The following is a 14,004-nucleotide window of genomic DNA, read 5'->3' as shown; positions in this document are numbered from 1 at the left end:
GAACAACCGGAGTCACTGGAACAACTGGGCCAACCGGTTCAACAGGAAATACGGGAGCCACGGGAGAAGCTGGAGCAAAAGGTACTACCGGTGTAACAGGAGCGACGGGCTCAGCCGGAGCCACGGGATCAACAGGAGTAGCAGGTTCGACCGGAGCAACTGGAGCCACGGGATCAACAGGAGTAGCAGGTTCGACTGGAGCAACTGGAACTACAGGATCAACCGGGGCAACTGGATCCACTGGAACAAAAGGAGCAACGGGACCTACTGGATCAACTGGATCTATCGGACCAACAGGAGCAACGGGAACCGTCGGATCTACTGGGGCCACCGGCTCAACCGGAGAGACGGGATCAACAGGAGCAGCAGGTTCGACTGGAGCAACTGGAGCAACAGGAGCAAAAGGTACTACCGGAGTAACCGGTTCAACGGGGGCCACAGGGGAAGCTGGAGCGAAAGGTTCTACTGGAGTAACCGGTTCTACTGGTGTCACCGGAACTACCGGTTCAACAGGAGCAACCGGAGCAACCGGGGCAACTGGAGAGGGTAGAGCTGGAGCAACGGGACCTACAGGTTCTACGGGGGCAACTGGAGAGGGTAGAGCTGGAGCAACAGGACCAACCGGTTCAACGGGAGCAACAGGAGCCACAGGGTCAACGGGAAGTACAGGAGGAACCGGACCAACCGGTTCAACGGGAGCAACAGGATCAGGGGCTACGGGAGCAACAGGAGCAACAGGTGCAACCGGAGCCACCGGATCTTCTGGAGGTATATCCCACTTTTTATTCACGTATGAAACAAGTGATCAAACTGTAGCTTTTGGTAGTGCAGTGACATTTGGAACAAATGGTCCAATAAATGGAACTTCCATAACCCATGTTGCAGGGACATCTATCATTTTATTTACTGCAGCAGGAACTTATCGTGCAGTTTGGCGTCTTTCTGTTAAAGAAAGTAACCAATTCGAGTTGCGTTTAAATGGCGTAGCTCTACCAGGTGGGCGTTATGGAACATCCTCTGGAAACTCTCTTAATACAGGGTCAACCGTCTTCACCGCTAGTATAGGAAGTACACTAACCTTAGTAAATACTACTACAGGTGGACCAGGGACAGTTAACCTTGCAGCTAACCAGGGAGGGGCCACAGGTGCTAACTCAGCAGCTATGACAGTGATCAGGTTGATATAGATAAGGCGACTATTATCACCTGGTTTTTATTAGTAAGACATGTAGCTGTCTCATATACTTTTATGTGAACTTCATTTTCAGTGTTGAGGTGAGTCTATTGATATCGATTAGCTTATGTATGATAGTAAGAAATGCGGAAGCGACATTGGGACGCTGCCTAAGTTCTGTTTCAAACGTAGTTAATGAAATAAATATTATTGACACAGGTTCAACAGATGAAACAATTAATATTGCTAGGAAATACACAGATCGAATCTTCCATTTTAAGTGGGTTGATCATTTTGCAGAGGCTCGTAATTTTTCTTTTGAGAAAGCGACGAAGGAATATATTCTTTGGTTGGATGCAGATGATGTCATTATGGAAAAAGACCAGAAACAATTAATGGATCTTAAGAAGACTCTGAGTTCAGAAGTAGATTCTGTATCGATGAATTATATTTTAGGATTCGATGACTATGGTAATGTGAGATCAAGTATACGTCGAAACAGATTAGTAAAACGAGAAAAACAATTCAAGTGGCGTGGTGTTGTGCATGAATATTTAGAAGTATCAGGAGTCATCCTCAACAGCGATTTATCTGTTACACATCAAAGTGAAAAGCGCGATGCGTCTCGCAATTTATTAATATATGAAAATCAATTGAGCCAAAATCATACATTTATTCCCAGAGATTTGTTCTACTTCGCAAATGAATTGAAGGACCATCACATGTATGAGCGAGCGATAAGCTATTATGAACAATTTCTTTTAACGGGTGAAGGATGGATTGAGGACAATATTGCCTCATGCGGCAGATTAGCTGATTGTTATCACCATCTGGGAGAATCAGATAAAGAACTTGAATCTGTCCTAAGATCATTCAGATATGATCAACCAAGACCTGAATTCTGCTGTCGTCTTGGTTTCTATTTTCTATCCAGAGAACAAATCAATTCGTCTATTTACTGGTATAAACAGGCACTTGAATATAAACAGGATGGGCCTAATTGGGGATTTCACGATCATGCTTTTACTACTTGGTTACCGAATCTTCAGCTATGCGTTTGTTATGATCGTCTGGGAAATGATGTGTTGGCCTATCATCATAACGAGATCGCGTACCAGTATCGTCCCAAAGATTCAGCTGTTCTTCACAACAAGAAGTATCTAGAAGAAAAATTACTATCGATGAGTCATGCAGAAGGTAAAAAGGAATGAATCAGAATAAAAGAGTGTTAATTGGTTGTCCCGTTCATCAAAAACCACATATTCTTGAATTGTTTCTTACTTCTTTAAGCAGACTATCCACACAAAATATAGAAATATCTTTTCTTTTCATAGATGATAATGTGGATGTAGAATCAATTAACCTATTATCCGAATTTAACCATCAAACTGGTAATGTTAGAATCGTTTCATCTCATACAAAGGATAACTACCATCGTAATGATATTACGCATCAATGGAGTGAACAACTAGTATGGAAAGTGGCAGATTTCAAGAATCAAATCATAGAAACTGCTAGGAAAGATAAATATGACTACTTATTTCTAATCGATTCAGATCTTTTAATACATCCTGAAACGATCCAAAATCTTATTAAAGCAAATAAAAATATTATTTCTGAAGTTTTCTGGACGAAATGGCAACCTGAATCGTCTCCACAACCGCAAGTTTGGATGACAGATGAATACAACCAGTGGCATCAAAAACGTGGAGAAAATCTTTCTGATGAAGAAGTGCAAAGGCGTTATTCAGAGTTTATTAAGATGATGAAAGAACCTGGGATCTATCAAGTAGGTGGGTTGGGTGCTTGTACTCTTATAAGCGCAGCTGCCCTTGTGTCAGGTGTGAATTTCAATCCAATCTATAATCTTACCTTTTGGGGGGAAGATCGTCATTTCTGCATTCGAGCAGCTTCTTTAGGATTCTCGCTTTATGTTGATACGCATACACCTGCCTTTCACATCTATAGAGAATCGGACATAGAAGAAGGGATAAACTTTCTTCAAGAAACCAAACGTTCTCCAACAGTAGAGAAACAAGTTCAGTTTGCCAAAAGGAATTTACCTTCAATTACGTTATCAATGATCGTTAGAAATGAAAGTGACAAATACCTTAGAAAAGTATTGCAGGAGCATGCCCATTATATCGATCAAGCAGTCATTATTGATGACGGAAGTACAGATGACACTGTACAGGTGTGTCTTGATACGTTAAAAGATGTAAAGGTCCACATGATTGAGAACCAAACATCTAAGTTTCTAAATGAAGTTGAGCTTCGTAAACAACAATGGAAAGAGACAATTAAAGTAGAACCTGATTGGATTTTAAACTTAGATGCGGATGAAATCTTCGAATCACGATTTAAGAATGAAGTTCATAATCTTTTAGAAAATAATACTAGCGATGTCATCAGTTTTAGGCTATTTGATTTCTGGAATGAGAGCCATTATCGTGAAGATTTCTATTGGAACGCACACTTAACATACAGACCTTTTTTAATGAAATACCGTAAAGATTTGAATGTAACCTGGAAAGAAACTACGGTACACTGCGGCCGTTTCCCTGATAATATTTTCTCACTTCCTAATAGTATTTCAAACCTTAGGTTGAAGCATTTAGGATGGATGAAAGTCAAAGATCGAATCGAAAAGTTCAATCGGTATATGGAGCATGATCCTGAAGGTAAGTATGGATCTTTTGACCATTATTTATCTATTTTGGATGAACACCCTAATCTTGTGGAGTGGAAAGAGTAGATGATTAATACAAGGGTGCACTGCTTAAAAAGCAGTGCACCCTTGTTAGTTAGAAAGATAAAAATTTAATACATAGACATAGGGAGCTTAATTATTGTTCACTTTCTTCTCAGCGATCATATCTTCAAGCCGTTCTTTTTGTAGAATTAAATCCTCTACAGTAAGTTCTTGCTTTTGAGGAAATGCTTGTTGTAGAGATTGCATTCCATTCGAAACCGGGTTTTGAATTAATTGCGACAGTTGTCCCTGATTCTGTTCATAAATACGGTAACCGACAGCACCTACGACAGTACCTGATACAAAGCCCATTAGAAAATCTTTATTCATAACCATTTAAATTCCTCCTAGAAGTGATTTATTATAAAAGCGCTTTGCTTTTATTCATATCATTGAGTAATTCGATAATGTTCACAGCCCACGTTAAAGTGGCGACGTGCAGGATGTTACCAGTGCCTAAGGATAGCATGCTGACAATTCCAGTTATCACATCAGGATGCCGTAGCTTATTCTGTCCATGAGAAAGCACGGTATAGGCGGTGGAAATGACGACAGCATAATCGAGAAATCCAGGTGTCGCAACGGACGATTTCCTTAAATAAGCTAGTAGCAATAGAAATCCTGTTACGAGAGACCGTAGAAAATTCTTTCTAAGTGCTGGAGTAATCGTCACCATGAAATCATCTAGCGGATCAAACATCGTTTGCTTAAAGAAAAGGCTAATAAAACGCAGGATGATTTTCTTGTTCATATTACTCGTGTTGTAAGAAATAACCATTGATTGTATTAGAGGTTCGATTCGTACCTCCTCAATTCCTTTGATTGAAGAAAATAACTGACTAATTTGTTCATGGTCTTGTTTGTCAATTAATGCTGGAATGATCAGGCGGATTCGACCAGGGATGTCGTGGGCAATAGCGAAGGTTGCTTCCATTGCACTCGCTCCTCCTTCAACAATAATTTCGTGCTATTCAGTAGAACGCCTATTGTTGCAGCGTTATGAATTGCAGCACCAACTATAGGAGCAATTGCTCCAAATGCACCTAGCATGATGGCAATACTATTAACAGCAATCGTGATGGTGAAATTCTGTTGAATCGTGCTCATCGTCTTTTTGGACAGCTGCACCATTTCACCTAATAACAACGGATTGTCAGACGTGATAACCATGTCGCTTGCTTCGACTGCAATATCTGTTCGTTTTCCGCCCATGGTGACACCTATGTCGGCATAAGCAAGTGCAGGAGCATCGTTAATGCCGTCTCCTACCATCATGACGGTATTACCAGCATTCTTGTAATCTCTTACATATCTTGCCTTTTCATGAGGCAGGACTTCTGCATAGAAGTGATCCAGTTGAAGTTCTTGATGAACTTCCTGTGCAACTTGATGTTTATCACCGGTTATCATGACGACTTCATCTACACCTTCACGTCGGAGTCGGTTAATGGTTCTCTTCATTCCATCACGTATCGCATCTTCAATTACGATAACCCCAGCAACATGCCCTTCAATCGCTACATATACCGCATTGCTTCTATGTTCTAATTTGCTAATGAACTTCAAACCAGCGGGCTCAACCTTTTCTTTTAATAGAAGGCGCCTGTTACCGACTAGAATTTCTTTGTCACCGATGACTGCTTTGACGCCGTGGCCGACGATTTGTTCGATTTGCTCATGATCGTGTTCAGGTAAAGTAAGATCCCATTCTTTTGCTAAGTTAACCATAGCCTCTGCAATAGGATGAGAGGAGTGTTCTTCTGCAGATGCTACATATCGAAGGATTTCACGTTCTGAGAAACCGGTGTATGGAATGATTTGTTTCACTACTGGCTTCCCTTTTGTAATCGTTCCTGTTTTATCTAGAATAACGGTATCCAACTGAGCTAACTTCTCAACGTATTCGCCACCTTTGATTAACGCACCGGTTCTAGCTGCTTTTCCAATGGAAGCAGAAATGGCAGTTGCCGTAGAAAGCTTAATTCCACATACAAAGTCAATCACTAACATGTTTAAGACACGATCCCAGCTTCTTGTGGTTAGAAAGATAGCGCCAGCAAGCAAAAAGGATAGGGGGACTAATCGTTCAGATAACTGATCTGCATAAGATTGAATAGGTGCTTTTTTCTGCTGGGCGTCTTCAATTAATTTCACGATGCGAGATACGGCTGTTTGATTTCCAACTTGCTCAACAAGTATATGGAGGTTGCCGGATGTGACAATCGTTCCTGCATAAACCTCATGTTGGTGATGGACATCTTTTGGGATGTATTCCCCAGTTATAGACGATTCATCAACGCTTGCTGATCCCTTTTTGATCGTCCCATCTGCACAGATTTTCTCACCTTCAAACACGACGATTTCATCCCCAGGTTTAATTTCTTGCATGGAAACTTTCTTTTCAATCCCATTTCGATCGATTTTCCAAACGGTTGATATATCAAGATTCATCATATCTCTTACATAGTTTTTCGTTTTATTTGCTGTTAGTTCTGTGATCATTTCACTTAGTGTTGACATGAAAAGAATAACAAGCGCTGAACGTGGATTACCTTTCAGGAGAGAAGCGAGAATAGCTGCTGAACTCAATGTATCAGCGTTCGGTTTTTTATCATGAAGAAGGGTACCAGCACCATTACGAAGGATGTTTCTAGAAGCATAAACACTAAGAATGGCTCCTGGACGTAGAAGTTGTTTATAACCAAGTAAGCTTCTCGCAGGAAAGAGAAGGTCAACGACTAGGGCTGATACACCAAACAGTAATTCCTGTTTATAGCTGAATTTGTTTTCTTTTGGGGCGGAGAATTGTTGAACATATCGTACGAGTTGCCTAGCGTGAATCGAGTAATCATGATGAATGAGTATTGATTTCGTTTCAGTGTTGTAGATGGCAGAGAATACCCCTGGATAGGACCGAACAATGGATTCAAGTGTACCTGGATTCCATTCGTTTTGTAGGTGAAGCCTGGTTCGACCAGGCAATTGGTGCCTTATCCTGATTAAGGTGTTCACGATCTGCCATCCTCCCTTGTCAGTAGCGTATATGCCCAATACAATAAACTACTTGCAAATGCTGGATTAGTCGTAAATCCTGTCGCGCCCTTAAAAAGCAATCCAAGTACTAATAAAGATTCAACATCCGCATTTCCACCTGTTTGTTTCTTTATCATCGTATCAACAGAATGCACGCCTTTTTTCATCGAATTCTTCATTTTAGAATCTATGTAGCGATAGCATTCTGTAGAAGTAGTAACCGCTAGCTGAACGATTTCATCGAATTGTTCAGGAGTCAGGTGATCGCTATTGAATTCTAACAATAAACTACCAGTAATTCCGGATGCGCTTACATTTCTCACCAGTGGAATCGTTGAGAATTTGCTTTCGAGTGCACTTGCAATTTGTTCGTTCTTCCAATGATGACTTTGCAATCGAACGCGTCCTGGCATCGCATGAACAACTTGAACTTTCTGATCTTTTAACTTCTTCATTAGGGTCGGAGCGATTAGTGACGCGCCTAAACCGATTAGTGTTTGCATCATAAATGAGTCACTTCTTTAGTGATTACGTTGTTATGGACTTTCTGAACGAGTTCGAACCATGCCTCTATTTGAGCTGATTGAACGTCGGGAGTGGCGTCATATTCCACTAAGAGCGTTCCCGTTTCTGGAGTATGTCGAACAGAAAGGATTTTATCTTCCATTTTGAGAATAGGCATTAATGTTTCGATGATCTTTGAGTTTCCTGTCCAGTAAGGTGAGGAAATTCTAATTCGACCTGGAATATAATGCATCACATTAATTTGATAGTTGGAAAGCATTTTCTCTAACCGTCTCATAATTAAGGCCTGTTTCACTTTTGACAGCATAAGAGGCTCCTTTACAGAAAAAGTATAATAACTTAATAGTAAAACAATTCAGAATGAAATAACAAGTACATATTTTCCTGTTTTTGTTAAGGAACGTCGTTTTTATAAAAAGCTCTTTTCTTATACCCTGTTGCTATAAGTGCGGGATAATTTCCGCTCCAGGATGCTCGCTTTCCGCGGGGCGGGCGGTGAGCCTCCTCGGCGCACAAAAACGTTGCGCCTGTGGGGTCTCACCTGTCCCGCTAGTCCCGCAGGAGTCGAGCATCCTTCCGCTCCAATTAGCTAAGTGTGTTTTTTTATTACACATTTTTTTCAAAACAACAATCTTTTAGAAGAGAATCTATAAAAAAAGCAGTGCTACTATAGCAACTGCTTTTCTCGTTATAAAATTCTAGTAAACTTTATCGCCATTAAATATGGAATTCTTCACAACGACATAATCTACCGTTCGAATGGATTCTAATTTGTCTCCACCTGAGTAAGAGATTGCAGATTGAAGATCTTGTTCCATTTCAATCAATGTGTCTTTAAGGGAGCCTTTGTGCTCAACAAACATTTTCTTGCCTTCCACGTTCTTCTTTTCCCCTTTTTGGAATTCAGAAGCGGATCCGAAGTACTCTTTGAAAAGCTTGCCGTCCTTTTCAAACGTTTCACCTGGAGATTCTTCATGTCCTGCGAACAGGGAACCAATCATAACCATTGATGCACCAAATCGTACGGATTTAGCAATATCACCATGCGTACGAATGCCGCCATCCGCAATAATAGGCTTCGTTGCAGCCTTCGCACACCAGCGAAGTGCAGCAAGCTGCCATCCACCAGTTCCAAAGCCGGTTTTAATCTTCGTAATACAAACTTTACCTGGACCAATCCCTACTTTCGTAGCATCGGCACCAGCGTGTTCTAATTCTCTCACTGCTTCAGGAGTTCCAACATTTCCTGCAATTACAAAGCTCTCAGGTAAGTGCTCCTTAATGTGTCCGATCATGTCAATCACCGCATTCGAGTGACCGTGAGCGATGTCAATTGTAATGTAGTCGGGTGCAAGGTTCTGCTCGGCTAATTGTTCAATAAATGCGTATTCTTCCGATTTCACACCAACGCTAATCGAGGTGATTAAGTTACGCGAGTTCATATCTTCCATAAATCCAATTCGTTTCTCTGGTTCAAAACGATGCATGACATAGAAATATCCGTTTTCTGCTAAAGAAACAGCGACTGTTTCATCAATGATGGTCTGCATGTTAGCAGGAACAACTGGTAGATTAAATGTATGTTTGCCAAGCGTAACAGAAGTATCACATTCTGATCGACTGTTTACGACGCATTTCGCGGGAATTAATTGAATATCTTCATAATCAAATACGTTTTCCATGAGAATCACTCCTAAAAACGAATAATACGTTTTATTTTAATTTGAATGTTCGTCCATTTGATAATTTACAGTATTTTTCTCTAGATGTCAAAGCATTTCTAAACTCCTGTGTGATAGAGAGACATGGAAGGATTTTAGGTAATAAAGGTTGAACAGTAACAGAGGAATGAAATTCAGGAGGAGATGGAATAGTGGGTAAGCTACTTAGAATTGGTACAACTTATATCCCTGTATCAAATGTAGAGACTTCCTCTGAATGGTATATTACAAACTTAGAAGCTGAGATGAGCTATAAGGACAGTAGTAAAGCGATTCTTAACATCGCTAATCAAAGTCTCTTTTTGGTGAAAGCAAAAGATGATCAAAGCTCTAATTTCTATGACAATGAAGGGAATGAATGCTTTTCAATGACGTTTGAGGTCGATGGGATACAGGCTCTAGAAAGCATTCGAAACGAGTTTATTAAGAAGAAGATAAGAGTAGGAGATATTGAGAATAGAGGACACATTGGGCGGAACTTTGTATTCTATGATCTTGATGGTAATAAGTTTGTTGTATGGAGTGAAGTGAGTCCTGATTTTAAAGAGAAGTACTTAGCTCCGAATCTTAATTAAAGGCTCTTTTCGTATACTTTGTTGCTATAAGAGTGAGGCGGTGAGCCTCCTCGGCGCACAAAACATTGCGCCTGTGGGGTCTCACCTGTCCCGCTAGTCCCGCAGGAGTCGAGCGCCGCTCCATTCAGCCAAATTTGATTTTTTATACAAAAATTCTTTCAAAAGCAACAATCTATGAGAAAAGAGCCTAATTAAATGGGAGTAACTTATTTTTCAAGGGCCTTATCAAATGTATCGTTAATTCATTTATGAGGAGAGTATATATGTTTCGAGTTGGAAGTGTTTTTATACCTGTAACGGATTTAGAGGAAGCAAGTTCATGGTATGAGAAAAATCTTGGTGTGAGAAAAATTCAAGAGTGGGGAGAGGGATCTGAGAAAGGAATTGGTTATTATTTCTCAGATGGTTCTACGCAGTTAGGTTTAGTACAGGTTGAGAAAGTAGCGTCTTCTGAGTTTAATGTTAATGAAAATAAAAGAAATGCGTACTTCAATTTCTTAGTAGACGATATCCACAGTGTATATACTCAATTTAATGAAAATGGCGTGAGGACCACAGCTCTTGAGGAATTTGGTGGGATGACGTGCTTTGATTTCTATGACCTTGATGGGAATCCATTTAGTGTCGTGAACGAAGTGAAAGATTCACCTTTTCATACAGACCAAGTGATGAAGCTTCAGCAGAGTAAGATTTGAGGCTTTTCGTATGTGAAAGTTTTCCATTTCGAGGAGGAGATTCAGAATGTTTTCTGGCCTATGGATTAACCTACCAGTGAAAGACCTTGAACAATCAAAAGCGTTTTTCACAGAGATTGGCTTTTCTGTTCAAGCTGTTGGCGATGGCGTACGGGTTGTAATCGGCGATAAGGAATCGACGGTCATGCTTTTTGAAGAAAGCAGGTTTCAGAGTTTTACTCATCATGAAGTGAGGGATGCTGAGAAAGCAACGGAAGTGCTTTTCTCGATTGGGGCTAAAAGTAAGGATGATGTTGATTCGTTAATTAACAAAGTGAAACAAGCTGGGGGTAAAATCTATGGTGAACCTGCTGAAAGTGAAGGCTGGCTTTATGGGGCTGGCTTCGTAGACTTAGATGGTCATCGGTGGAATATTTTATACATGGATATGGAACGTATGCCTCAATAGATGTAGCGCTAAGTTAGGTTAATAAGGTCGAAAAAGGTAACTCTCGTATTCACGGGAGTTACCTTTTCCTATGAGTATGAAACTTTATGGTTTCTTCCCTCGTAAATGAGATATACATACGATTTTAGTAAGGAGAGAGTTTCAAATGGTCACAGGACATAAAGGAGTCATCTATGTCATGCTAGCAATCCTACTTCTTTCAGGTTGTTCAGTTGCGTCTCAAGATAAGCCAGATATTAAAGCAATCGAAGACGTTAAGATCGATGCTATTCTAGCGTATAGCGGTACGTATGTTGGTGATAATTCAAATATCTCCGCTTTGCTTCGCGAGTTAGCAGGTGGTGAGACGGTAAACCACCTGGATTTAACAGGTGAGAAGATCAGTGTGACGTATGGAGTTGATGAAAGTATTTCGCAAGAATCGTTTGACTCTCATTGGTTTAACGGACAGAATTCCGAACATAAGAACTTCTATTTTAATGCGATCTATTTAACGATTCTAGTACCGAATGCTAAAGAATATAGTTTCAGAATAGAAGGTTCAGATGTGAGCGTAACGAGAGAACGAATGGTAGAAGTGCTTTCAAAGAAGTTTAATAAATTCCCTGAAGAGGACGAGATATGGGATGAAAAGGTAGTCGAGGAATTCGTAAAAAGCCATCAAGATGAAATAGAAGAGATGGGTAAAAATGATGAGAAATACTTTGTGGAATGAAATGAATTAATTCGTAAGTAACTGAGTAGAAGAGAAAAGGTTTTGGGAGGGAATAGCATGCCAGTATGCCAAAATTGTGGATACGAATGGCGGTGGAGTGAATCGCTGAAATTAACATTCAACTATAAGTCTACTTGCCCAAACTGCAATAAGAAACAATACTTAACGCCCAAAGCGAGGAAACGTTCAAGTCTAACATCGATGCTTGTCCTTATTCCTCTTGCCTGTTCAATAGTAATCAATATGTCGCTTTCTTTTTATCTTGCATTTAGCCTGGTTATTTTCTGTATTACTATTCTTTTATCACCTTTTTATATTCAACTAAGCAACGAGGATGAACCCCTCTGGTAGTTGATCTAAGCAAGAGGTTGGTTTTAGATAGAGGTCTTCTGTAGGAAAATCCCCCTTCAAAGTTGATAGGTTATGGTCCGTTTTTATTTTTATAGTGTATTAGAATAGAGATGAAAGAGGATGCCGGAAATTTTAAGTAGTTCATTTTTGGAGTACATAAACACAAGTTGTATCCATAATTGAATTGCTTTTTTCGTGCGAAATTACTTACTAATCTGAACCCTCATTCGCAAGGTAACTAGCAGCCAAAACCGTCATAATTATGGTGAAAGGAAGCAGAAGTAATGTTCCATAAAAGGGCAGTTTTGTGGAAGACTTGAATTCGAGATAATTAACTAAATTCGTTTGTGAAAGTAATATTTTGGAAACCTTTCAGCAGTTGATACGTAGATAAAATAAAAGGTATTACGACTATGAAAGGTGGAGTTAGTTATGGACTATGGATTGCTAATTATCGGTATTGCTCTGTTGGTGATTTCTTACTTGGTCGGTGTAAAAAAACAAACTTGGTTGCTAGCTGGTTTTAATGAGAAAATGATAAAAAACAAATCTTTATTAGGAACCATCACGGGAATGGGTTTTTTTCTTCCATTAGGTTTAATTGTGGTCTTCAATAGTGCTTTTAATTATGCAAACGAAGGAACTGTGCTTGTTGTGGCTATGTTGGTATTGCTTACTGCGGTGTATATCTTTATTAATAGGAGACTGCTTGATAGATGACAACTAATAAACGCACTGCTCAAAGGGAGTGTACTTTTGGTGAAAAATATCTAGAGATAAATGGTAAATCTCTATTTGTCACCATCAAAGGTCAGGGAGATCCAATCATATTTATTCACGGAGGACCAGGTGGGAGTCTAGAATACTTCTTACCACATATGGAGCCATTAGCTGAATCTTATCAAGTTATATTATATGATCAAGCAGGTTGCGGTAAGTCAGAAAGGGATAAACTTGATCATTATTCCTTAGAAGATGAAATCAATAATCTTGAGCTAATAAGAACGTCACTTAACCTAGATAAAGTAACACTCTTCGGCGAGTCGTGGGGAAGTATTTTGGCTCTATCATACGCAGCGAAGTATCCATTCAATATTCATAAACTCATTCTTACTGCTGCTATTGGCTTATCCTCAATAGACTACCAAACATTTAAAAAGACCCTTCTTCAAAAAATGGGTTCTTATAAAAAAATGAAACTAGGTTATTACTCGCTTGTTGCAGCTCTAGGAGGAAATGTATCCGAAAAGGTAAATATTCTAATGGACCCTTATTACGTTTATTCAGTCGAAACGCTAACTAAGAAAAAAGAAATTCAATATAATAAGCGAGCACTTAACAAAATAAGCAGAGATATTGAACAGGAATACAATCTTCTTCCTTCTATTGATCAAATTGAAAACTTACCCGTATTAATTGCTCAGGGCTCGCACGATATCTTATCTACAGCTTTCATTGAAAAAAATGTAATGAAGCACTTGAAGAATGCTGAACTTGTAGAAGTGAAGGAAAGCGGACATTGGACAATACTTGAGCAACCTGAACAAATCAGGAAGCTAACTAAGTCATTTTTGGAGGCTCGAGAAAGAGTTTCTTTAAGGAACTGAATAACGATCAACGATCTTCAATGATCTCGGAGCTTTATTTTAATAAGATCGCTATAAAAGGAGGAACTTCCGGAAAATTAGAGGTTCCTCCTTTTTTTGTAATTTACAAATTTCACTTAGATTACTGACTAGGTCATAAGTTGATAGAAGTGTGATCCAACTCTTTCACCTAGCGGCCACAATGGTCTTTCTGTTGCCTTTATCCCCAGATCAAGGCAAGTTTACTGATTTGAGGAATTTTGAAGGTTAGATAACTTTAATGTTTTTGTTCAATATTATCGCTCTTTATGTCACGGTGTGACATACTTAAAAATGGAAAAAGGGGCTAGATTAATGAAAAAGCCTGAAAAAACATACATACCTATGACCGAAACTGCTTTCTACATCTTGCTTGCATTAACTGAACCC

General features: G+C 39.6%; 15 protein-coding genes and 1 pseudogene. 10 read left to right on the top strand and 6 right to left on the bottom strand.

Translation table 11 applies throughout. The features are described 5' to 3' along the window. The 3 genes and pseudogenes from JI666_RS20740 to JI666_RS20730 all read left to right on the top strand — a co-directional run. Positions 1-1,187 (top strand): annotated as a pseudogene (locus JI666_RS20740) (collagen-like protein); the annotation flags it as partial. Positions 1,188-1,284: 97 nt separating this feature from the next. After that, positions 1,285-2,385 carry a tetratricopeptide repeat-containing glycosyltransferase family 2 protein gene (locus JI666_RS20735; protein WP_206894978.1) on the top strand — a complete coding sequence of 367 codons (1,101 nt, stop codon included), beginning with the start codon at positions 1,285-1,287 and terminating at the stop codon, positions 2,383-2,385. Beyond that, positions 2,382-3,929: a glycosyltransferase family 2 protein gene (locus JI666_RS20730; protein WP_206894976.1), complete on the top strand. Its 1,548-nt coding sequence runs from the start codon at positions 2,382-2,384 to the stop codon at positions 3,927-3,929. The genes JI666_RS20735 and JI666_RS20730 overlap by 4 nt, the downstream gene beginning before the upstream one ends. An 87-nt stretch (positions 3,930-4,016) precedes the next feature. Here JI666_RS20730 and JI666_RS20725 read toward each other — a convergent pair whose 3' ends face one another. From JI666_RS20725 to guaC, 6 genes are all read right to left on the bottom strand, one after another. Continuing rightward, entirely contained in the window at positions 4,017-4,262 is a 246-nt protein-coding gene (locus tag JI666_RS20725; protein ID WP_136946255.1) for a hypothetical protein, read from the bottom strand. A gap of 25 nt (positions 4,263-4,287) precedes the next feature. Then, the gene (locus JI666_RS20720; protein WP_206894974.1) at positions 4,288-4,860 is read right to left on the bottom strand and encodes an HMA2 domain-containing protein; all 573 of its coding nucleotides are present in this window, start codon (positions 4,858-4,860) and stop codon (positions 4,288-4,290) included. Then, the gene (locus JI666_RS20715; RefSeq protein WP_206894973.1) at positions 4,809-6,938 is read right to left on the bottom strand and encodes a heavy metal translocating P-type ATPase; all 2,130 of its coding nucleotides are present in this window, start codon (positions 6,936-6,938) and stop codon (positions 4,809-4,811) included. Before JI666_RS20715 ends, JI666_RS20720 begins: the two co-directional genes overlap by 52 nt. Then, positions 6,935-7,465 carry an HMA2 domain-containing protein gene (locus JI666_RS20710; protein WP_206894972.1) on the bottom strand — a complete coding sequence of 177 codons (531 nt, stop codon included), beginning with the start codon at positions 7,463-7,465 and terminating at the stop codon, positions 6,935-6,937. The genes JI666_RS20715 and JI666_RS20710 overlap by 4 nt, the downstream gene beginning before the upstream one ends. Next, positions 7,462-7,791: an HMA2 domain-containing protein gene (locus tag JI666_RS20705; RefSeq protein WP_206894971.1), complete on the bottom strand. Its 330-nt coding sequence runs from the start codon at positions 7,789-7,791 to the stop codon at positions 7,462-7,464. The genes JI666_RS20710 and JI666_RS20705 overlap by 4 nt, the downstream gene beginning before the upstream one ends. 391 nt (positions 7,792-8,182) lie before the next feature. Further along, positions 8,183-9,166 carry a GMP reductase gene (gene guaC / locus JI666_RS20700; RefSeq protein ID WP_206894970.1) on the bottom strand — a complete coding sequence of 328 codons (984 nt, stop codon included), beginning with the start codon at positions 9,164-9,166 and terminating at the stop codon, positions 8,183-8,185. 188 nt (positions 9,167-9,354) lie between these two features. Between guaC and JI666_RS20695 the strand changes: the two genes are divergently transcribed. From JI666_RS20695 to JI666_RS20665, 7 genes are all read left to right on the top strand, one after another. Beyond that, positions 9,355-9,780 carry a VOC family protein gene (locus JI666_RS20695; protein ID WP_206894983.1) on the top strand — a complete coding sequence of 142 codons (426 nt, stop codon included), beginning with the start codon at positions 9,355-9,357 and terminating at the stop codon, positions 9,778-9,780. Between the two features lie 263 nt (positions 9,781-10,043). Continuing rightward, positions 10,044-10,475, top strand: a complete 432-nt coding sequence (locus JI666_RS20690) for a VOC family protein (protein ID WP_136946248.1) — start codon at positions 10,044-10,046, stop codon at positions 10,473-10,475. Between the two features lie 46 nt (positions 10,476-10,521). Beyond that, positions 10,522-10,923: a VOC family protein gene (locus JI666_RS20685; protein ID WP_136946247.1), complete on the top strand. Its 402-nt coding sequence runs from the start codon at positions 10,522-10,524 to the stop codon at positions 10,921-10,923. A gap of 145 nt (positions 10,924-11,068) precedes the next feature. Beyond that, positions 11,069-11,638, top strand: coding sequence for a DUF4825 domain-containing protein (locus JI666_RS20680; protein ID WP_206894969.1), 570 nt, complete (start codon positions 11,069-11,071; stop codon positions 11,636-11,638). A gap of 57 nt (positions 11,639-11,695) precedes the next feature. Then, entirely contained in the window at positions 11,696-11,989 is a 294-nt protein-coding gene (locus JI666_RS22025) for a TIGR04104 family putative zinc finger protein (protein ID WP_206894968.1), read from the top strand. A 432-nt stretch (positions 11,990-12,421) separates the two neighbouring features. Further along, entirely contained in the window at positions 12,422-12,709 is a 288-nt protein-coding gene (locus JI666_RS20670; protein ID WP_206894967.1) for a DUF3784 domain-containing protein, read from the top strand. Beyond that, complete coding sequence (locus tag JI666_RS20665) at positions 12,706-13,596, top strand: alpha/beta fold hydrolase (RefSeq protein ID WP_206894966.1); 891 nt, start codon at positions 12,706-12,708, stop codon at positions 13,594-13,596. Before JI666_RS20670 ends, JI666_RS20665 begins: the two co-directional genes overlap by 4 nt. Positions 13,597-14,004 lie beyond the last annotated feature (408 nt).

The sequence above is a fragment of the Bacillus sp. NTK071 genome, assembly GCF_017303315.1.
Classification (GTDB): domain Bacteria; phylum Bacillota; class Bacilli; order Bacillales; family Guptibacillaceae; genus Guptibacillus.
Note: the sequence above shows the minus strand (reverse complement) of the source record. Positions and strands in the feature narration are given on the sequence as shown.